Annotated in this window: 18 protein-coding genes; 7 read left to right on the top strand and 11 right to left on the bottom strand. The window is 56.7% G+C overall.

What is annotated here, in order from left to right; translation table 11 throughout:
- Window positions 1–71: 71 nt before the first annotated feature.
- The 4 genes from speE to AC0IM9_RS14895 all read left to right on the top strand — a co-directional run bounded on the left by speE (window position 72) and on the right by AC0IM9_RS14895 (window position 3,417).
- A complete protein-coding gene (gene speE, locus AC0IM9_RS14910) occupies window positions 72–917 on the top strand; it encodes a polyamine aminopropyltransferase (protein WP_445372229.1) in 846 nt (281 codons plus the stop codon).
- A gap of 178 nt (window positions 918–1,095) precedes the next feature.
- The gene (locus AC0IM9_RS14905; RefSeq protein WP_482804548.1) at window positions 1,096–2,064 is read left to right on the top strand and encodes a GGDEF domain-containing protein; all 969 of its coding nucleotides are present in this window, start codon (window positions 1,096–1,098) and stop codon (window positions 2,062–2,064) included.
- Between the two features lie 216 nt (window positions 2,065–2,280).
- Window positions 2,281–2,688: an exosortase system-associated protein, TIGR04073 family gene (locus AC0IM9_RS14900; RefSeq protein ID WP_140914099.1), complete on the top strand. Its 408-nt coding sequence runs from the start codon at window positions 2,281–2,283 to the stop codon at window positions 2,686–2,688.
- 33 nt (window positions 2,689–2,721) lie between these two features.
- Window positions 2,722–3,417 (top strand): OmpA family protein, encoded by a 696-nt coding sequence (locus AC0IM9_RS14895; RefSeq protein ID WP_140914100.1) that lies wholly within the window; start codon window positions 2,722–2,724, stop codon window positions 3,415–3,417.
- A 45-nt stretch (window positions 3,418–3,462) separates the two neighbouring features.
- On the opposite strand, the gene AC0IM9_RS14890 is transcribed toward AC0IM9_RS14895, so the two are convergent.
- The 5 genes from AC0IM9_RS14890 to AC0IM9_RS14870 all read right to left on the bottom strand — a co-directional run bounded on the left by AC0IM9_RS14890 (window position 3,463) and on the right by AC0IM9_RS14870 (window position 7,543).
- The gene (locus tag AC0IM9_RS14890) at window positions 3,463–3,666 is read right to left on the bottom strand and encodes a hypothetical protein (protein ID WP_445372226.1); all 204 of its coding nucleotides are present in this window, start codon (window positions 3,664–3,666) and stop codon (window positions 3,463–3,465) included.
- Window positions 3,663–3,944 carry a late competence development ComFB family protein gene (locus AC0IM9_RS14885; RefSeq protein ID WP_140914102.1) on the bottom strand — a complete coding sequence of 94 codons (282 nt, stop codon included), beginning with the start codon at window positions 3,942–3,944 and terminating at the stop codon, window positions 3,663–3,665. The genes AC0IM9_RS14890 and AC0IM9_RS14885 overlap by 4 nt, the downstream gene beginning before the upstream one ends.
- 110 nt (window positions 3,945–4,054) lie before the next feature.
- A complete protein-coding gene (locus tag AC0IM9_RS14880) occupies window positions 4,055–4,888 on the bottom strand; it encodes a VPLPA-CTERM sorting domain-containing protein (protein ID WP_482804547.1) in 834 nt (277 codons plus the stop codon).
- Window positions 4,889–5,134: 246 nt separating this feature from the next.
- Complete coding sequence (locus tag AC0IM9_RS14875) at window positions 5,135–6,334, bottom strand: ABC transporter permease (protein WP_482804546.1); 1,200 nt, start codon at window positions 6,332–6,334, stop codon at window positions 5,135–5,137.
- 3 nt (window positions 6,335–6,337) lie between these two features.
- Window positions 6,338–7,543 carry an ABC transporter permease gene (locus AC0IM9_RS14870; RefSeq protein WP_482804545.1) on the bottom strand — a complete coding sequence of 402 codons (1,206 nt, stop codon included), beginning with the start codon at window positions 7,541–7,543 and terminating at the stop codon, window positions 6,338–6,340.
- A 363-nt stretch (window positions 7,544–7,906) separates the two neighbouring features.
- Between AC0IM9_RS14870 and AC0IM9_RS14865 the strand changes: the two genes are divergently transcribed.
- Window positions 7,907–8,884: a helix-turn-helix transcriptional regulator gene (locus tag AC0IM9_RS14865; RefSeq protein ID WP_482804544.1), complete on the top strand. Its 978-nt coding sequence runs from the start codon at window positions 7,907–7,909 to the stop codon at window positions 8,882–8,884.
- A gap of 30 nt (window positions 8,885–8,914) precedes the next feature.
- Window positions 8,915–9,802: a DMT family transporter gene (locus AC0IM9_RS14860; protein ID WP_482804543.1), complete on the top strand. Its 888-nt coding sequence runs from the start codon at window positions 8,915–8,917 to the stop codon at window positions 9,800–9,802.
- A gap of 7 nt (window positions 9,803–9,809) precedes the next feature.
- Here AC0IM9_RS14860 and AC0IM9_RS14855 read toward each other — a convergent pair whose 3' ends face one another.
- The 6 genes from AC0IM9_RS14855 to AC0IM9_RS14830 form a co-directional block, all read right to left on the bottom strand.
- A complete protein-coding gene (locus AC0IM9_RS14855) occupies window positions 9,810–10,472 on the bottom strand; it encodes an ABC transporter ATP-binding protein (protein WP_482804542.1) in 663 nt (220 codons plus the stop codon).
- Window positions 10,469–11,605, bottom strand: a complete 1,137-nt coding sequence (locus AC0IM9_RS14850; protein ID WP_482804541.1) for an efflux RND transporter periplasmic adaptor subunit — start codon at window positions 11,603–11,605, stop codon at window positions 10,469–10,471. Before AC0IM9_RS14850 ends, AC0IM9_RS14855 begins: the two co-directional genes overlap by 4 nt.
- 99 nt (window positions 11,606–11,704) lie before the next feature.
- Complete coding sequence (locus tag AC0IM9_RS14845; RefSeq protein ID WP_482804540.1) at window positions 11,705–13,675, bottom strand: DUF3857 domain-containing transglutaminase family protein; 1,971 nt, start codon at window positions 13,673–13,675, stop codon at window positions 11,705–11,707.
- Window positions 13,672–15,129, bottom strand: a complete 1,458-nt coding sequence (locus AC0IM9_RS14840) for a hypothetical protein (RefSeq protein ID WP_482804539.1) — start codon at window positions 15,127–15,129, stop codon at window positions 13,672–13,674. Before AC0IM9_RS14840 ends, AC0IM9_RS14845 begins: the two co-directional genes overlap by 4 nt.
- A gap of 350 nt (window positions 15,130–15,479) precedes the next feature.
- Complete coding sequence (locus tag AC0IM9_RS14835) at window positions 15,480–17,594, bottom strand: acyltransferase family protein (protein WP_482804538.1); 2,115 nt, start codon at window positions 17,592–17,594, stop codon at window positions 15,480–15,482.
- A gap of 493 nt (window positions 17,595–18,087) precedes the next feature.
- Window positions 18,088–19,317, bottom strand: coding sequence for an NADP-dependent isocitrate dehydrogenase (locus AC0IM9_RS14830; protein ID WP_482804537.1), 1,230 nt, complete (start codon window positions 19,315–19,317; stop codon window positions 18,088–18,090).
- A 242-nt stretch (window positions 19,318–19,559) separates the two neighbouring features.
- Here AC0IM9_RS14830 and AC0IM9_RS14825 point away from each other — a divergent pair, with 242 nt between their 5' ends.
- On the top strand, window positions 19,560–21,317 hold the full coding sequence (locus tag AC0IM9_RS14825; RefSeq protein ID WP_482804536.1) for a GMC family oxidoreductase N-terminal domain-containing protein: 1,758 nt from the start codon (window positions 19,560–19,562) through the stop codon (window positions 21,315–21,317).
- Window positions 21,318–21,319: the final 2 nt, after the last annotated feature.

Raw genomic sequence — 21,319 nt, 5'->3', positions numbered from 1 at the left:
CGTACTGTCATATAGATGCAGGGATTCTAAAGTATAATGCCGCGACTTTTATGACTTTTTGAGGACAACTCATGCTCGACGCCACCTGGTTCAGCGAAGCGCAAGAGCCGTCAGGCTCCGCCTTTTCATTAAAAATCAAACGCAAATTGCACGAAGAGCAGTCGGAGTTTCAGTTTCTGGAAATCTACGAGACCGAACAATTCGGCAATTTGATGGTGATTGACGGTTGCACCATGGTTTCGACCCGGGACAATTTCTTCTACCACGAGATGATGAGTCACCCGGTATTGTTTACCCACCCTGCCCCCAAAAACGTACTGATCATCGGCGGCGGCGACTGCGGTACGCTCCGCGAGGTGCTGAAACATCCAGGCGTCGAAAAAGCCGTGCAGATCGACATCGACGAACGCGTCACCCGCTTGTCCGAAATTTATTTCCCGGAATTGTGCGAGTCCAACCACGATCCACGGGCCGAGCTGAAATTCATCGATGGCATCAAATGGGTGAAGGATGCAGCGCCTAACAGCGTGGACATCATCATCGTCGACAGTACCGATCCGGTAGGCCCGGCGGCGGGCTTGTTCTGCGCCGACTTTTACAAGGACTGCTTCAGAGCCTTGACCGAAAACGGCATCGTCGTCCAACAAAGTGAATCGGCTTTGCTGCACATGCACATCCTGCGGGAAATGCGCGACGAGATGCGGGCCGGCGGTTTTAACCATTACCAGACCGTGTTCTTCCCGCAATGCATCTATCCATCCGGCTGGTGGAGCGCAACCATGGCCGGCAAGAACGCCTTCGCCGCGTTCCGCGAACAGGATGCAATCAACAAAGGTTTCGACACTGTGTACTACAACAGTGATATCCACAAAGCCAGCCTGGCGATGCCGGAGTTTTTCAAAAAGGCTTTTGCATAAGGCCTTGCCTTGTTGCCGCGGAACAGCCCTGCGGCAACAGCCGATTTAAAAGCTCGCGGCTTGCGAGCAATCGGCCTATCTGCGACACTGGGCGCCGTATCAGCAGATCACGAATATTGACCATGCAAAACCGTTTTTGGCCGGCCTCCGCTACCCGCTGCAACCGATTGGGCCAAGCATGGAATTTTCGCCAATCAACGTTACCGGCCGCGGCGCCACCCCGCCGAATCAGGCAATGACCGCCCCTCCCGATCCCACACTAAACGCATTTTCGAATACGCTGACCGGCAACCCCACCCAAACCGGCCGCGACGGCGCCGATTTGCAGCCTTACTTGGTGGTGCTGTCCGGCAGAGACCAAGGCAAACAATTCCCGCTGATGGCTACCCGGCAAGTTCTGGGCCGCGAGCTTAGCGCAGATATCGCGATCGCCGACCCGAAAATATCGCGCCGCCATTGCCTGCTTTCGCTAGACGGCAGACAGGTGCATCTGGAAGACCTTAACTCCACCAACGGCACCTTCGTCAACAACCGACGCATTACCCGCCATCTCGTGCAACTACTGGATCGAATCCGCATCGGCGACACTTACCTGAAAATCGATTACAAGCTACCGAACGAAGCGCTGTCGGAACAGGCGCTTTACGAAGCGGCCAACATCGATTCGATGACCCAGGTCTTGAACCGAAACGCTTTTATTTCCCGGGCCCAGCAGGAGTTTTCGTACTGCAAACGCAACCGGAGCCGGTTGACGGTGATGATGTGCGACGCCGACCACTTCAAACTGACCAACGACAACTACGGCCATCTGGCCGGGGATCAGGTTCTACGCGATCTGGCGAAGATCCTGCAAGCGGAAATGCGCCGCGAAGACCTATTGGCGCGTTACGGCGGCGAGGAGTTCATTATGCTGCTGCGGGAAATTTCCGCAGAAGCCGCGGTTGCGTTGGCGGAACGCATTCGAGTAACCGTGCTGCAACACTGCTTCCGCTACCAGAATTTCACGATCCCATCGACGCTGTCTATTGGCCTGTGTACCCGCCGGATCGATGGCACTATGGCGCTGGACGACATCATCCGCACCGCCGACGACGCCCTATATCTCGCCAAAAAAAACGGCCGTAACCGGGTGGAAATCGGCCCGTGACCGGCAACCAGTCCGCCCCTGCCCGAGCCGGCACCGCTCACTCCTTCAAAAAACGGCTTCGATCAGCCGCCGCAACCCGGCCAAACCGCCGCTCTTGAGGTTTGCAATTGTGCCCGGCATGGGTTAGTGTCTGAACGCCAATGTGTTCGGCATTCTACTGCTATGCTTATAGATGCTAACCGGAATCATCATTGCAACACCATGGGAGATACTACAATGAAAAAAAACAAATTTGTCATCACCTGCCTCCTGACCGGCATGTTGCTGGCGCCGGCGGTCAATGCCGACGGCCATCAAAGCTACTTGTCCGGTTTCACCAGCAAAGTCAGCCAAGGCTTTTTTAATATGGCCGGCGGTATCCTCGAATTACCCAAAAATATCGTCAACATCAGCAGCGAACAAAACATCCTGCTGGGAATGAGTTGGGGTTTACTGCGCGGCGTAGCCCATACGGTTGACCGTACCTTGATCGGTGCGGTGGAATTTATCAGCGCCCCTATCCCTAGCGACGAGTTTATTTCCCCGGCTTACCCTTGGGAGCGGTTTAGCGAGGATACCCGCTACTTCGGTCTGCATTTGCCCGGCTACTGGACCCATTACGGTCCTCTGGACGACGGCGAATAAGCTAAGCGCTAAGAGTTTAAGGAGAATACAACCATGAAAAAACAATACATATATCTGCCTGCCGCGGCCATCGCCTTAACGCTGAGCGCTTGCAGCACGCCCAAGCAAGACACTTCCGCCCTGAAAGCTGAAATCGATGCGGCCATGGCCGGTCACTACGGCCAATCCATATTGCACGAGGAATTGGCGGAAGAAAACCTGGAAACCGCCAACGAGATTCTGGAGCACTGGGAAAAGGGCTACTACTGGAATATCGACGAGAAACAAGCCGCGCTGGAAGCCGCTCATGCCGCAGCCCAGCATCGGTTGGAGTCCGAAAAAGAAATGTGTGCGTGGCTGACAGAGGTGCATTCACATAACCACCATCACGTGGAAACCATTCATGAAACCGTGGCCTATTTCAAAACCGGTAGCCACGTGCCGTTCAAAACCAAGGAAGACACCATCAGCCATATCGGCCACTTTTTACACGACCACCCCGATGCCACAGCGACTGTCACCGCATCTACCGACACCGTCGGTAAACCGGCCGCTAACCAAGCGTTATCGGAAAGAAGGGCCAAAACCGTTAGCGAAATGTTGATTAGCAATGGCGCCAGAGCCACGCAATTGATCGTCAAAGCGATCGGCGAAGCGGGCGGCCCCGATAACACGGCGGACCAAAAGCACCGTGTCGCCGTGGTTATTTCCGCGCATCCTGATTATATCGACTGCCCTAAACTGAAATAACCCGCCAACCCGGCCCCGCCGTGTGGCACGGCGGGGCTGAACTCGTCAAAACTCATCAGCCTGTTTTTTCTGTCGCTCGGCACTGTCAAACACCTGCCTTTCCGCCTGTTTGGCCTGCTGCAAAGCTTCGGCGGCGTTTTGTTGCGACCTGCCATTGGCCGATATGGTGTCCGAGGTCGATTCCGACTGCGGACCACTGCAGGCCGCCAGACAAGCGCCCAAATACAACACCGACAACCTGGACTTCATTCGGCCGATTCCCGATCGAGGCGCGGCCGGCTCAACACCTGTTGCATCGCTTGCTCGACCGCGGTTTCCACTGCGGCGACCATCTGCAAATAGTGCTCTTCGCTGACATTAATGCCTTTATCGATGGTATTGCGCACATAACACGGTGGCAGTTTATTCAGCGCCAGACAAGCGACATCCTCTTGAAACGCCTGCCGGAAAGGCTCGTCAGATTGCTCGGCGAGTTTCCACAAGCGGTCGATGACCAACCGCTCATAGTAATTATTGATGTTCAACATAATGGCCTCGTGGTCGGATGATCGGTAGCGGGATAAGCATAGCCGAGAATCCGCCGCCACGAAGCCGGCCGGGCCGCAACCGTCGACGCGACTGGGCCGGCGCCGCCAGGTTACGCTAGCAAGGCCTGCCGTTTCCGGCCAAGTCCCAGCAGCCCGGCCAGAGCGGTTCCCATCAACCAGACGCTAGCCGGCAAAGGTACCGCAGTCAAATGAAAATTCACGGGGAACGTGACCAAAGTAGTTGTTACCGAGCCGGAACCACTGTTCAATAACACACTACCAGCCCCCGGCAATTCGGTCTGCCCGCTGATGGTATCCGAAGCCGAGGCGGCAACCGCGGCGGAGAAATTCAATACATCGCCGTTATTGACGATCACTCCGACCGATAACACACCCTGTTTGCTGTCGGAAGTCAAACCCGGTTGCCAAGAATTGCCCAAGTTTAGCGACTGCGCGGCGCGGGACTGGTGGTTTTGCGAGCCGGACACGTTGGTCAGATCGAAACTGACGCTGGCACTGGCCGCGTTCGTACCGTAACAGTAGTAATCGTAGCAATTGTTGCCGTTGATCTGGGCGCTGAGCGAATAATTCGCCGACAGCATCAGAAAACCGCTGCCGGATATCGTGAAATTGGCGCTGCGTTGCGCCGAAGCCGAGCCGCTACCTTGGCTACTGCCGCCTACACCGGCACCGAACACATTCCCCGAAGTGGAGGTATCGCTGCTCCAACGCAGCCAATCGCTGGTGCTGGAATTGGAATTACCCCCCAGTCCGCTCAGCGTGTAAGTCGGCGCGACGTCGCCCAAACCCACGGCCTTGATCGTAAGCGAACTCCAGTCGATCAATGCGGTAGCGTGGGTCGGCGAACTCCAGGCCGCACCGGCATTCATCGCCATTGCCAAACCGCCGAAAATTGCCAAAGAAGTTTTTGTTATGGTTCTCATAAATGACTAATCCTGTTCCATGTAAGTATTTTGAAAGCAAGCGAGCCACGATTTTCTCGTAGACTCAGTTGCCATAACGGCGATCCAAGCTTGAAAAGACCTTAAAAACCGGAGCACTTAGACCGCGCGCAATTGTCATGGCGCCAATGGAGAAATTCTAGCCTGCGTGCTAAGCCGCCATAATTCGATGGCAGAGTGCGGGAATTTCGGGGTCAACTGTAACAACAGAATTCAGCGGCCTTGGCCTCATTCGGCGCGCAAGGCATCCAACGGATTCAATCGCGCCGCTTTTATCGCCGGCGCCACTCCGGCTGCGGCGCCGATCGCCAACGATACTGCAAACGCCAGCGCGATGTAGTTCCAGGCCAGTTGCACCGGCAACGCCGGCACCAGTAAGGCCACGAGTTTGACGGCACCTATGCCCAAGGCCACGCCGCCCGCACCGCCGGCCAGACTCAGCAGCACCGCTTCCGAAAGGAACAAGCGGAACACTGCAGCGCGTTCGGCACCTATCGCCCGCAACAAGCCGATCTCCGATACTCGCTCCGAAACGGCAATGGTCATGATCGTCAAGATCCCGACCGAGCCGACCAACAACGAGATTCCGCCCAAGGCCGCCACCGCCAGAGTCAGCACGCTCAACACCGAATCCATTTTTTCCAGCATCTGGTTCTGGGTCACGATCGTAAAATCCTCCGCACCGTGCCGAGCCAACATCCGTTGCCTGACAGCCTGCTCGACTCGCTCGACGCTGGCGTCCGCGCGATACAGCACGTCGATTTCCATCAGCCCCTGGCGATCGAACATCTCCATCGCTCTGGCGCTCGGAATGAACACCGTATCGTCCAGATCGAAGCCGAGCATCTGGCCCTTGCTGCGCATCACGCCAATCACCCGAAACCGATCGCTGCCGATACGAATGCGCTGCCCCAACGGGCTGGCGCCGCCGAACAACTCCTGCCGCACCTTACTGCCGAGAACGGCGAACGGTCTGGCGTTGTCGGCACCTTCATCGGGTAAAAAACGGCCGATATCGACGCCAATTCGCCACACCTGCGGCAATGCCGCACCGACGCCGAACACATTGCTGCGCCGTTGTTTATCGCCGGCCTCGACCCTGGCATTACCCTGTACCAGCGGCATCGCCGCCAACACGGATTCGACCGCGCCCAAACTTTCGGCATCGGCCGCCGTCAGGGGTCTCACCGTACTGATGGTGGCGCCGGATAAACCGAAGGTGGTGGTCTTGCCGGGATAAACCGCCAATAAATGGGTGCCGAACTGGGTGAACTCGCCTAAGACGAAGCCGTGGACGCCGCGGCCGATCGAGGTCAAGATCACCACCGCGGCAATACCGATGATCAGCCCCAACGCCGTCAGCAACGAGCGCTGCCTGTGGCTGCTGATGCTGCCGAGCGCGAGTTTGAACAAATCCTGCCAGGCCATCGCTCAGCGCCTACTCAATGCCGCAACCGGTTCGAGGGCCGCCGCCTTGCGGGCCGGCATCACGCCGAACACCAGCCCCGTTAACAGCGCTACCGCCAGTGCCGCCAACATGGCCCACGCCGGCAAGGCCACCGGAAAGTTCGGAAACCACCATTGCAGTGCCGCGAGGCCGACCCTTCCCAGCAAAACGCCGCACAACGCCCCAGCCAACGACAGTAATGCGGCCTCGCACAGGAACCAGCGCAACAATTGGCCGCGGGTCGCACCCAAGGCCTTCAGCAAGCCGATTTCGGCGGTGCGCTGACTGACGCTGACCAGCATCACGTTCATGACCAACACCCCGGCCACCGCCAAGCTGACTGCGGCAATCCCGGCCACGGTCAAGGTCAATGCCGTCAGGATTTTGTCGAAGGTATTGACCACGCTGTCCTGGGTGATGATGGTCACGTCATCTTCTCCTTCGTGGCGTAATCTGATGATCGCCCGCACCTCGTCGACCGCTTTATGCATTGCCGCTTCGGTGTGCGCTTCGATCAATATCCGAAACAGCGAATGACTATCGAATAAGGCCTGCGCCGATGCCACCGGCACAATCACCAATTCGTCGAATCCGGTACCGATCGACTGGCCTTCCTTAGCCAACACGCCGACGACCCGGAAGCGACGGTCGTTGATGCGCAGCCATTCCCCCACGGCTTTACGCCGGGCAAATAACTCGTCGGCGATTTTTTTGCCGATCACGCAAACCGGCATTTCCTTATCCGCTTCGGCCTCAGGCAAAAATACGCCTTGGGCCATCGTCAAGTGCCTTACCCGCAACAAAGAATGGGTCGAACCCATGATATTGGTTTCCCGTTCCAATCCCGCCACCGACACCGGCGCCGCACCGATGCTGACCGGCGCGATCGCGGCAACTTGCCGGCTGCGGAACAAGGCCGCGGCGTCGTCCAGCGTCAAATCGCGCGGCGTTTCGCCGAACAGCGGCGGGTGGCCGCCGGTGGTCTCGTTGCGTCCGGGCAATACGATGACCAGATGCGTACCCAACGATTCGAACTCATGCACCACATAACGCCGGGCGCTGTCGCCCAACGCGGTCAGTACGTTGACCGACGCTACGCCGATACTCATCGCCAGAATAATCAGTACGGCGCGCATCGGTTGGGTGCGGATGGCTTTGACAGCCTGAATCAGTAAATCTCGCTGCAGCATGACTTTTGCCGATACGGTGTTGGCGACAGTGTACCTCAAGCCGGATTTGCCGCATGTCGCAAAACGCCGGCAGATTGCCGCGGAGAACGGCTGACGACTTGGCCTGGCAAAGACGCCCGCTGGAGCCGGAATGGCAGACTGGTCTGATCCGCAATCGCCGCCAACCTTTGGTTGCAACCTTCAACATCTTTTCGAAAAAACCCTGCTGGAGATTATTAAATCTCCCTGCAAAAATAATTTGATCGGCGGCAGATAAACCGGCAAGCCGAGTAATTTTTTATGGTATAAAAATTTGCTGTCACAATTCGCAATAAAATTACCGAAAACCACGCCAAATAACACAGTTTAATAAGGACCGATATTATGCTGGAAGCTGCCATAAAAACTACCGGACAATATAAAATCGATCAACACGATTTACCGGCGCAACAGTTGTCGGACCAATTACGGCAATCTTTACCTGACGCACTCGGTAGTGGCCATTCGGCAGTGTTCCCACTCGACACGGATTTGAGCTTTATCGAAACCCGCTACCGGCCAAACCGGGACTTGGCCGTCTCGACCCGGATCGAGCGGCAGGAGCCGCGTCTGGTAGTAACGCTAGGCATGCGGGGCTACTCGCGTTTCGTCGAGCGCGGCGGCACCGCAATCGTTTTCAACGAAGGCTATACCTCGATTACCGCTTTTAATGCCAGTGACGGGGAGCGCCAATACCAAGCCGAATGCGAAATGTGGCAATTGCGTTTTTCTCTGACCAAAACCTGGCTGGACCAATATCTCGGAGAAAACGCTTCAGCAGCTTTATTTAAAAACGGCAGCATTAATTTATTAAGCCAGAAACCTATTTCCAGCACGGCGCTAATCGCCGCCGAACAATTAGTTTCCTGCAACGTTTCGACCCCGTTAAAACGCATGTTCATGCACGGTCAAGCGATGTCGATATTAGCCTCTGAATTAAATCCTCTCTGGCAAAACAGCATTCATCACCGGTCGGGCTTTACCGAAAAAGACCGGGCCATGGCTTATGCGGCCCGCACAATTTTAATTCAGGAGTTTCGCTCGCCGCCTTCGGTCGCGCAATTAGCCAAACGCGTCGGCACCAATCCATTCAAATTAAAGAAACTATTCCACCATTATTTCGAGAACACACCTTACGGAATAGTTCTGAACACTAGGATGCATAGCGCCTACCGCATCTTGGAAGCCGGCACCTGCCAAATCGATGTGGCCGCGGAGTTGGTCGGATATAATCACGCCAGTAACTTCAGCGCCGCCTTCAGCAAATATTTTGGAATCTCGCCCCGCCATATTGCCAAACGCCGGACCGCCGCATCCGGTTGAGCCCGTCCCGTTTAAGCCGGACGCGACGGCGTGAAGAATCCATTACCGTCGCCGAACAGCAAGTCCGGAATTCGCCGGGGCTTGCTGGACATGGTATTGGCTTGCCTGTTGTTTTCTCTGATGAACGCCAGCGTTTATGCCATCCGCGTCTTCGATGCCACGCTGCCGGCCGGCGTGATCAGCTTTTTCCGGATTCTGGCCAATTTGCTGATCCTGCTGCTTCCGGCTTTGATCCGGGGTCGAACCAGGGCGCTGCTCGGCGACGGCCGGCCCTCGCTGTGGTTACGCGGCTTATTCGGCGCTGCGGCATTAATGTTGTCGTTCGCCGCAATCGTGCGCATCGGCCCCGGCGAAAGCGCATTTTTAACCGCCAGTAGCGGTGTGTTTGTCGCATTGCTCGGGCCGCTGGTGCTCGGCCAGCACAACTCCTTACGAGTCTGGCTGGCGATTATCGGTGCATTTACCGGAGTGTCTTTGCTGTTCGATATGCACGACAGCCACAATCTACTCGGCCAATCCATGGCCTTGTTATCCGGCCTCCTCTCTGCCCTGGCGTTTCTGATGGTGGCCAGGGCCGGTCGCAGCAACGCGCCGCAGACGGTGATTTTCTATTTTTGCCTGGTCGCACTGCCGCTGCACGCAGTCTATTTTGCGACGTTCGGCGCCGAGCTGCCGCGGGACTACCCGTCTTGGGGCTTACTGGGATTGGTCGGCGTATTCGGCAGCGGCGCCCAACATTTCATGACCCGCGCCTATCAGCGGGCGCCCGCCGCCCTGGTCAGTTCGGTCGGTTATTTGGCACCGGTTTTGAGTCTGGCCTGGGCCGTGACCCTGTTCGGCCAAATTCCGGCCCAAAGCGCTTTGCTCGGCGCAGCGCTAATCGCCGTATTCGGCGTCTTGCTGCCTTTTCTGCGTTGATTCCGGGCTAATCGGCCAAGTGGCCGTCGACAATTTTCAACCGGCGTCCGGCACGCCCGCCGATTTGCTGGTCGTGGGTAATCACCATCAGCGTCACTCCCTGCCGATTCAACTCTTCCAACAAATTGATGATGTCCTGGCCGGCCTTGCTATCCAGATTGCCGGTCGGCTCGTCCGCCAACAAAATCGGCGGCCGCATGATCATGGCCCGGGCGATCGCAATACGCTGCAATTGACCGCCGGACAACTGATTGGGACGATGCTCGGCTCGATCGCTCAGGTTAACCTCGGCGAGCGCCTGCTGCACCTGCTCGCGGCGGCGCTTGGGGTCTATTCCGGCCAGAATCAGCGGCATTTCGATGTTCTCGGCCGCAGTCAGGCGCGGAATCAAATGAAAGAACTGGAATACGAAACCGATATTATCCCGCCGAGTGTGAGCCAACTCGTTGTCGCTCTGGCAGGTGACGTCGCGGCCGTTCAGCCAATATCGGCCGGCAGAGGGTTGGTCCAGCAAGGCGATGATGTTCAGCAGCGTCGATTTACCGGAACCGGAGGGCCCCATCACCGAAATGTACTCGCCGGCCTTAACAGCCAGATCGATACCATTCAGCGCATGCACGGTCTGCTCGCCGACCTGGAACCGGCGTTCGATGCCGCTGAGCCGGATCATGGTTTGGCCCGCACCGTCACGCCTGCCGCTACGCCTTCCTTGCCCACCGACAATACCACCCGGTCGCCGGCCCGCAGTCCGCTCAGCACCTCAGTGTAGTTCCAATTGGTCAACCCTGGCTCGAAGCGCTGTTCGCGCAATACGTTGTCGGCACCGACCAGCAACACGCGATTGCCTTCCAGAATGGCTTCGGCCGGCAACCGGAGCGCCTTGTCCTTACCGGCCAGCAACACTTCGATATCGGCACTGTAGCCGGGCAACAATTCGGCCAAGTCTTTCGGGTCGCGCAAGGTCACTTCCACTTCCACGGTCCGCGCCTGCTTTTCTTTTTCCAACACGTACGGTGCAACTCGCGTGACGATGCCTGAGCAACGTTTATCCGGAAACGCATCGAGCGAAACGCAAGCCGGCATACCGGTTTTGATCCGGGCCACGTCGACTTCGTCGATCGGCGCCGATACGGTCAGGCAACTGACATCGAGCAAATCGATCGGCGGCAGCGTCGGAATGCCGGGCGGCGAAGGTGTCACGAATTCGCCCAACTCGGCATTGACTTCCGCAACCGTGCCGTCGAAAGGCGCCTTGACCAAGGTACGTTGCACCGCGGCTTCGGCAACGCCCAATTGCGCTTCGGCGACTTCGATATTCCGCAACGCAGCCCCGCATGCCGCGCGCTGCGATTTGCCGCCGGTCTGCGACTTATCGACTTGCTCTTCCGACACGACGTTATTGTGCTGTCGCAACTTAGTCATCCGCGCCGCCTCGCGCTCGGCCCCTCCGGCTAACTGACAAGTCTGTTCGGCACTGGCCCGGCTGGCCGCGATTTGCGCCTTCTGCAATGCGACCTGGGCTTTCAAATCCTGATTCCAGACTTCCAGCAAAACCTGACCCTGGCCAACCTTGGCGCCCTCCTTGACATGCAATGCGGCGACTTGACCACCGGTGGCAGGCGCCAAATAGGCGCGGCGACAGGCTTTGACGGTGCCGACCCGGGTATTCGAGACGCTAGCCCTGACTTCGCCTTCCGCCACCGTATAGGTCTCGACTTCCAGTAGCGGCGGGCGGCGGGCGTAGATAAACGCGATACCGGCCGACAACAGGGCGGCGAGAATTATCAGGTTTCTTTTAGTCATACTCGGCGTGATCCAATCGGCTTTGGCAGCTAGCCTACCTTGTCGCGGCGGGATTTTCAAAAGGCGCCGACAACAGCCGACGAATTCGCCTTAGCGAGCCTAGCGCGGCGCCGAATCCGCTGCCCGTAGCGTGAACGAGATTCGGGTTTCCTGACCGGCCAATTCCAGAAAGCGGTTGAATTCGGACAATTTCTCGACCGGCACGTCCGCCCGCGGCATTTGCAGATCGGTATACGCGGTCACGCTATTACCCTCCTGGCGGTAATACCGATGCAGCGCGCCCCAGGGCGACAGATAATCGGCTTTCGGCCCGACATTGCCGACGCTTCTCCCGGCCGGTAACTGGTAACGGATTTCGCTCCGGTAATGAATGCCCTTAAAGGCGTACGGATAATACTTATTCCGAGACTTGACGTCTTTCACCAACGAATTCAACCAGGGTTCAACGTCGCGGTAGATTTTGAGCATCGCCGGATCGAATACATTCCGATATTCGGCGCTCGACGCCAGCGTGACGCCGGAATCGACCGCCTCCAATCCTTGCGCACTGAACTCGGGCTTGGCCTTGTCGCCCATCACCGACCGGTAATCTTCATGCAGCCAGCGCTCGCGCTCTTCCCGCGGTTTCGCCGACAACGAACGCCGTAATTCTGCAGCCCAGTGCGTGTCGTAGGTCCGGGCCAGGCTTTCCTGGACACTGCCGTCATCGATCAACCGGTTATCGGCCTTGGTTTGCTCCACCCAGGTAAACGGTTCGCTGCCGAGTTTATGCGGAGCGACCGCGTCGCGGCCGACTGCCAAAGCGACGCTCCCCTGCAAGGCGTAAGGCAGATGACCGCCGCCGGTGTCGGGATCGGTCAGGTCCACGCAAATCTCGCCGGCCTGCACCGATTTCACGCAGGCCAACATGTGGTTGAAATACACACCGCTCGGCAACAGCAGTTTGGTCAGCGACATGCGGCCGGTAGAGGCCAATACCGGATAGGCATCCAGCCCGGCATGACGCGCCAGGTCAACGAACAGCATGGTCTTATCCTTGCAATCGCCGAAGCGGCGCTCCAGCGTCGCTGAAGTCGGCCTGGGAATGACACTGCCGTTGCCGCGCTCCAAGCCCACGTAACGGATTTCGCGCGAGACGAATCCACTCAAGCGGCTCACGATTTGCCTTACATCGCTGGCGTCGCCGCGGAGCTGCATCGCCAACTCTTCGATTTTGGCGTCCTGACTCAACGCCGGTGCGGCAAGTTTGTCCATACTCGCGGCAACCGCCGCCCAACTGGCGGGCTCAGCCAACACTAAAACCGGCAATACGTCGAAAGCCGACGGCATCTGGTTATCGACCGGAACCGGCGCTGCCGCTTCCGTACTGGTACAGACCATTTCCTGCGATCCTTCGCGACAAGTCAGTTTGGGGTAATCGGTTTGCCAGGCCGGCTTCTGCGCCGGGCCGTCCCAGCGGACTTCAGCGCGGAAACGTTCCAACGGATAAAAATTGGCCGGAAACAAGTTGCGCGCCCAAGCCATCACCAACTTGTTGCGATCCGACACGATCTTGTAGCGCAATACCGCAATGCTGCCCGGCCTGAGCCGGGCAAACGGCACCGTCACATATACGGTATCGGTGAAAATATTGTAGACATTCTGGTTATTGACTTGCAGCGTGTTCGGGTCGATATCGGTAATCGCGCCATCCGGTTGCACCACGTAGGCTGCTTCGATGTCGGCCCGTTGGTGATTGGCATCCAGCCAGAAACCGTTATTGCCGTCGCTCTCTATGCCTTTTACCGTCAGATACAATTGGGCGACGCTGACGGTTTCCTCTACCCGACGGTCGCGGCTGAGATAAAGCCGGTGAGTTTCATCGACAGCCACACTGCCGTAACCGAGCTGTTTTAATGCTTCGATCCGCTCCGGCTGCGGCGCGAGACTGGCATACTCCAAATGCTGGCCTGTCGGCGCCCAGCGCACCAAATTCGGCGCGTAGCCGGCCAATTTCAAATCGCGGCCCGTGTCCGCCGCGTAGCCTGCGCTGTGCAACAGGCATCCAACCAGCATCCATACTATTTTCATGACTTCTTCCCACCCACGGCCAACCGAAAACTCTCGACCAATTGCATCGCACTCGCATTCGGCTGTTTCCCGCCGTGGCCGACCACTTCGAACACTTTTTCGGGGGTCAACACCGTCGCTACCAGCAATGGCGAATCCCGCGACGGCACCGGCCCCTTGTAGCTGTATCGGGCCAGCGACATCGGAAAACTTTGGCCGTCATCCGCAAAGCGTCGCGTCTCCTGCACCTCGTAATCGTTCCAATTGGCCGCCACCAACGCCTGCCGCTGGTCGACGAAGCCGTCCAGGGTTTGCTGCTGGCTGGGGCTGACGCGGACCACGACCCATTCGCCGGTCACTCGATTGACCAGTTCGAGATCGGTGTCGGGATACAAGGTCCCTCGCTCGACCACGCGCCACTGCCGATCCGGTATCGTCAAGACATAGTCTGCGGCCGGTCCGGACACCAGCTGCTCGGCGGCCAAGGCCGGCGCCTTGAAATAAGCGAACTCGGCTTTGCTACCCAGCAGACCCAGCGCGATAAGCGGAATACCGGCCAAAAACAAACTACGCTGCCGCCAGGTGTATCGATCGAGCGGAGCGCGCCATTGCGCCGGCTGCGCGACGCGCAAGCGGTTCATCCAAGCATTCAAGATCAACCACGGCAATGCCGCCAGGATGCAACCGAGTAAGAATAAAAACTGCGGCATGGCGAAATTGCCGAGTGTCGCAGCAACTAACATCAATGCCAGAACGGCCGGCGAAAACTTGAAGACCATTCCGCGCTTTTGCGCCAAGCGTTTAACTTGCGCGGCCATTTGGTAAAACACATTGAAGTTGTAAAGAGGAACCAGCATCTGCCAAGCGCAGCGGCGCGGATTGAGGCGGGTTCCGCCCAAAGCGCACATGTCGCTGGCAATGCGGTACATCAAAAACGGCGCATATAGCATCGCGCTAAACACCATCAATAATAAAATGCGCCAGTTGGGTTGCGGAGGGTAGAGTAAAGGCAGAGTATTGTCTGGGGGCAGCGCCGGTGCCGGATTTGCTTCGGCGACGGCTTCGAATTCGGGAAAACCGTGGGCGGCCCGCCACCAACGGCGATGACGTTGATGGCCCTGCCAAAACAACGGCAAAGCCACCAGCACTGCAAGCCCAATGACTGCGCAGCTTCCGACCATGACGTTGGCGTCGGCCCTGCGGTAGCCATCGTAAGCCACCCAGCACATGAACACCGCCACAGCCAAAAACAGGTTACCGCCGAAAAACCAGAATCCGCCCCGATAGTGTTTTACCCCGGCATATCCGCAATACCAAGCGATAAGGCCAAATCCTGCCGGAGTGATATATTGCAGAAGATCCCCGCCGCCGGGCGACAGGCTGACTCCTATTGAGGCCCAAGCCGTCAACGCCAGATAGAGTAAGCTTTGCGCATATAAACCGTATTGGTGCTTACCGCGAAATTGTTCGTCCATGGCGTTTCCGAAATCAATAGTGTGTGTTCGACTGGTGGCGGATCAAACCCAGCAAGGCAATTGGCCTGCCGAGCAACTGAGCACAAACTCTAAAACGAAACGCGCTATTTGACAAACCGAACCGCGTGACGGGCGGGACGCCGATATCTATCGGCCTGATCAGACTCTGCCGTAGCGGTTGGCGAGTGCATCTTCGCGCCAAGCCGGCAGGTAACTGGGAAACAATGAAATTTTGCGGATATCGGCAACCGGGAAGACCAACGCGCGGCCCGCCCGGTCGGCTGATTCTGTCAACGACCGCCCGGCCAAGCCCTATTCAGCTTTAGTCTTAACTCGGAGCGAAATTGGGATTATTTCTTTTGCGACGCCTTAGTCAGCCACTCGGAGAACTTACCGAAAATATAATGACTGCCGCGCAGGGAAAGATGGTCGTCATCGTAGAAGTAAGACACGCCGTCTTCCAAACCGGCTCCGCACGATGACTCGTCGCACAAATATTCGTAGGCCGGGAAAATCTTGATCCGGTTTTCAGTCGCAGCATTAATCGAGCCGACCGCATGCCGGTAATTGGTATTTCTCTGGTCGAACGATTTGCGCGGCACGTTGCAATCCGGCCGCTCTTTGTCGGTAATTTTTATCGGCCGGTCTTCAACGCAACTTCTGGCTTCGACGCCTATTTCCGGAACGTCCTCGACGAAAATCACCTGTTTGCCGAATTTCAGAATCTCGTTAATCGACGCCACATAACCGGAAATAAACCGGTTGTAATTTTCCGGCAGCAAGTCGTTCGGGTCTTTGATGATGCGGTAGGTATTTTTCTTCTCGATATCGCCGTAACCGGAGCCATCGACATACATTGCCCCTCTGGTGGCAAACACCACTTGCTGGATCGACGGAAAATCTCTGAGAACTTTCATCACAATCGGCATCACGACTCTGCAGCGCGAGGCCTTATCCGAGAACTCTTCGTACGGATTGATAGCGACCAAATCGGCAAAGGGCAAACAACCGTTTACCGCCACCAACGCCAAATCGTTGGCCCCTTTCGATATCGAGTCGTAAACGAATTGCGCAGCGTGGCTGTCGCCGACGACCAAGGTTTTCGGGGTCGAAGTCGTAAAACGACAAATCAGATACTCGTAACTGGCGCCCAATTCCGCTTTGCAGATATCGTCGACCCAATCATCCGGCGTATTGAACAACACCGTGCCTTTGACGTCTGCAAATAACGTGGTCTTACTGGGGGCGTCGGCTTGGCGAAACTCGAAACCGTCTTTCAAGTAAGAGAAGTAACCGATATTGCCGATGATCAACATCATCCCTATGAGAACGACCGTTTTGGATTTATTGCCCTTGCCGAAACGAATCGGCTGCTCGACCAAGCGGTACGTCAACCATGCCAACAGCACGGACAGCGCCACCGCGACCAAACGGATATTGACACTGGGCACTTCCGTTTCCAAAACCCGCGCAAACGACAGCAAAGGCCAATGCCACAAATAAAGCGGAAAACTGATCACGCCGACCCAAACCGCCAGACGGTTGGACAAAACAATCCGGTTAAACCAGGCTTGCGGCCCGGCCGAGATGATCAAAACCGCACCCAGCATCGGAATCACCGCCCATTTGCCGGGAAAGTAAAAATTGCGGTTGATGATGGAAAATCCGTAAATCAGCAAAAACAAACCGATAAACGAGAGAACGTTGGCCAGGGTCTTGCCGTCCGCTTCGTGCGTCTCGCGATACACCACGCTCGCCAACCAGCCATCGAGTTTGGCCCGGAAAGGGGCATAAGCGCCTTTCCGGTAAAGCGCGAGCCAGGCCAACATACTGCCGCACAACAACTCCCAAAAACGGGTTTGCGGCGAATAGAAAGTGGCTACGCTGTCGAAGCGTATTCCCCGCATATTCAGATAAAAGGACGCCAGCGCGACCAGTACAGTGACGGTCAAAATATTGAAATTCCGCCGCCACGCCAGCCAAATCAGGAAGGGCCAAACGATATAAAACTGCTCCTCTATCCCCAAGCTCCACAAATGCAGCAACGGTTTGGCTTCCGCCGAATAATCGAAATAACCGTCTTCGCCCCACAACACAAAGTTGGAGACAAAGCCGGCTCCGGCGGCGATATGCTTGCCCAACTCTTTGTATTCGTCAGCAAACAGCGCAAACCAGCCGAACGCATAACTGGCGGCCAACACCAGAATCAGCGACGGAAAGATGCGCTTGACCCGACGGGCGTAGAATTCGCCGAAACTGAAGGTACCTTTCTCCAGATTCTGAAAAATGATGCTGGAAATCAGATAGCCGGAAATGACGAAGAAAATGTCGACGCCGATAAACCCGCCTTTCAAACCGTTGGGAAAGGCGTGGAACACCACGACCGAAAGCACGGCAACGGCGCGCAAGCCGTCGATATCGGGGCGGTATTTGATGTGTAGCAGGTGGGGATTGGCAGATGTCATGAAATCTCGTCTCGCTAAGCCAGGCTCGGATTCGTCCTTAGCCTGCTGGCGAGGCGGCTGTGGGCGGCATGGTTCCTGGAAATTGTTGGTCATTCCAACTGTAAGTTTCCGGTCAGCCCCTCTATCCGGCGGCCAAGTTTTGAAGAGTAGGCTAAACCGCTTCCTCAACCCTCTTTGCCGCCAAACCACTCCCTTGGAGAACGGTTATCGGATTGCTACAGTACCCGGTTGGGCAACGGCATCGCCAGAACGGCGAAAAGGCGGCATTCCCAATCAGGTTGCGCGATCATAGCACCGTTTTCCGGATAAACTCTGTGAAATTTGCGTGATTAATTGCGCTGAATCACGTTCCGAAACAAGCCAAACAGATTTCGATTCGCTATTTATCAAGCAAATCAAACGGTAACGCAAGCCGGCGAAATCCGTGACCGACAAGATTTTTTTCGTTTCGGCCGGCCGGCCGGAAAGCCGGATCGGCCAAATCGGAAATCGGTTACAACGCCAAACTGCGCTCCAGATTGGTTTGCAATGCCGCCAAAAAAGCCTCTGTGGTTAAATATTGCGCATCGTCGACCGCGTCGCCATGTATGCATACCGCCAAATCTTTGGTCATCAGCCCGGACTCGACGGTATCGACGCAGACCTTTTCCAGCGTGTGGCAAAAATCGATCAGTTGAGCGTTGCCGTCCAGTTTGCCGCGAAAGGCCAGGCCGCGGGTCCAGGCGAAGATCGACGCGATCGGATTGGTCGAAGTCTGCTTACCCTGCTGGTGCATCCGGTAATGGCGAGTAACGGTGCCGTGTGCGGCTTCGGCCTCCATGATCATACCGTCCGGCGTTACCAGCGTCGAAGTCATCAGCCCCAGCGAACCGAAACCTTGGGCGACGGTATCCGATTGCACGTCGCCGTCGTAATTTTTACAGGCCCAAACGAAAGCGCCGTTCCATTTCAGGGCCGACGCGACCATGTCGTCGATCAATTTGTGCTCGTAAACAATACCTTTGGCGGCGAATTGGGCTTTGTATTCGGTTTGGTAAATGTCTTCGAAAATGTCCTTGAAGCGGCCGTCGTATTTTTTCAGGATGGTGTTTTTGGTGGACAGGTATAACGGCCAGCCCCGGTCCAGCGCGACGTTGAAACAGCTACGGGCGAAGCCGGCGATCGATTCGTCGGTGTTGTACATCGCCAGCGCCACGCCGTCGCCGGCGAAATGGTAGACCTCGTAGCTTTGTTCAGGGCCGCCGTCGTCCGGTTTAAAACTGATCGTCAATTTGCCTTTGCCCTTGGTGACAAAATCGGTGGCGCGGTATTGGTCGCCGAAGGCATGGCGGCCGATACAAATCGGCTGGGTCCAGTTCGGCACCAGCCGCGGCACGTTTTTGCAGATGATCGGTTCGCGAAACACGGTACCGTCCAGAATGTTGCGGATCGTGCCGTTCGGCGATTTGTACATCTTTTTCAAACCAAACTCTTCAACCCGTGCTTCGTCCGGCGTAATTGTCGCGCATTTGATGCCGACGCCGTGTTTTTTGATCGCGTTGGCGGCATCGATTGTCACCTGATCGTCGGTGGCGTCGCGGTGCTCGATACCCAAGTCGTAATATTCGATCGGCAAATCCAGATAAGGCAGGATCAATTTGTCCTTGATGAAACGCCAGATAATCCTGGTCATCTCGTCGCCGTCGATTTCCACTACCGGATTATTCACCTTTATTTTCTGCATACCCTGCTCCTGACGCATTACTAATCGAGCTTGCAGTATAACGCCGTCTCTCCGAATCGGCGCCTGACAAGTCCACAGTTAATCGTCGAAGTCAATTGTCAATTGGTCTATACTGGCTCCGCCGCGTCGGCTGACCATTGTGCAAGGCTTTGTAATATTGGGCTTTTTGCAAGTTAACTAGTTAACAAGCGGACTCGGCTAATCCCGATAATAATAAAAAAATCTTTCTCGAGGAGGTATCAATGGCCGGTCCGGATTTAGATTACGAAGCCATCATCATCGGCAGCGGCTTCGGCGGCTCCATCAGTTTTTGCCGCTTGGCGCAGAAATGGGGCAGCAAGGTCTTGCTGTTGGAACGCGGACGGCGCTACCCGATGGCGTCTTTCGCCCGCTCGCCGAAACAAATTGCCGACAGTTTCTGGAGCATCGACGGCAACGCCGTAAAGCGGCCCAAACACATTCAGGATAAGAAGTTGCGCGGGCTGTTCGACATTCGCAACTATAAAAAAATGGATGCGGTGATTTCGGCCGGCCTGGGCGGCGGCTCGCTGATTTATGCCAACGTGTTTTTGGAGCCACCGGCCCAAGTCTTCGAACAAGGCTGGCCCGCGGCGATAAACCAAGACACGCTAAAGCACTACTATCAGGTGGCCAAGCAAGTGCTGGGCGCGCGACCGGTACCGTCCTGGCAATCCGATCCGCGCCGCCAAATCGTCCGCACCGAACTGTTTCAGGAATTCGCCGCCCACGACAACCGCACCAGTAAGCTTGCCGACATTTGCGTATTTTTCGGCAACGATTACAGCTACAACGGCCGGGAGCAACCACTGGCTATTGGCCTCCAGGAGAAAAACCGCTACGGCGCCACTCAAACCTCCTGCACCTACTGCGGCGAGTGCGATATCGGCTGCAACACCCATTCCAAGAACACACTGGACCTGAACTACCTCTACGCCGGCGAACACCACCACGGCGGCCAGATCCAGCCCGACCGCCAAGCCGAGAAAATCGTCCCGCTCGGTGCCGACGGCCGCGACGACCCGCAAGCGGGCGGCGAACACGGCTATCGGGTCGAGTTCCGCGATCTGGAAGCAGACACATTGCAAAGCGTTACCGCGCGGCGCGTGGTCGTATCGGCCGGCACCTTCGGCACCAACGAGCTATTGCTGCGCTGCCGCGACGTATTCGGCACGCTGCCTAAATTAAGCGCGCAACTGGGCCGCTGGTTTTCCGGCAACGGCGATTTTCTGTCGTTCGCAATCGAAGGCAAAAAGGAAGCCGATCCGAACTATGGCCCGGTGATAACCCAATACACCGACTACCACCTGTTCGACCGTTTCCAGCGCAACCGGGCCTTCATACTGGAAGACGCCTCTTACCCGGCCACATTGGCTTGGTATATCGAAGGCGCCTTCCCCACCAGTCTGTTGCGCAAACTGGTCCGTGCGGCGAAGGCATTCATTGCCTGGCTGAAAAAATATCTGGTCAACGGTATCTGGAACGGCTCACTGGGCTTTTCGCTGCACGAAATCCTGAAAGACGACTTGTCTTCGAAAAGCGGCGTGCTGCTCTGCATGGGATTGGATAACGGCGACGGCACCCTGACCCTAAACCAAGAAGGCCGCATCGACCTGGACTGGCCGCAAGACACCAGCATGGGCCTGTATCAGGCCATTCTCGACACCGGCAAACGCTTTAACGCCTTTATCAAAGGCAAGCTGTTTTTGCCATTGCCGACTTGGGAGTTGCCGGTCAAACACAACGTAACGGTGCACCCGTTGGGCGGCTGTATCCTGGCCGACTCGGTAGAGAAAGGCGTGGTCTCCGCCGACCCGCTCAGCCGCGGCCAGGCCTTCGGTTACCAAGGCCTATACATAGCCGACGGCTCCATCCTGCCAAGCGCAGTCGGCGCCAATCCGATCGCCACCATTTCCGCTACTGCCGAGTGGATTGCCGAAGGCATCACCGGCATTGCACCCGACGCCAGCCTGGGCGTGTAGCC

This window comes from Methylomonas sp. Uni0011 (assembly GCF_056850255.1).
This window is presented reverse-complemented; position numbering and strand designations above follow the sequence as displayed.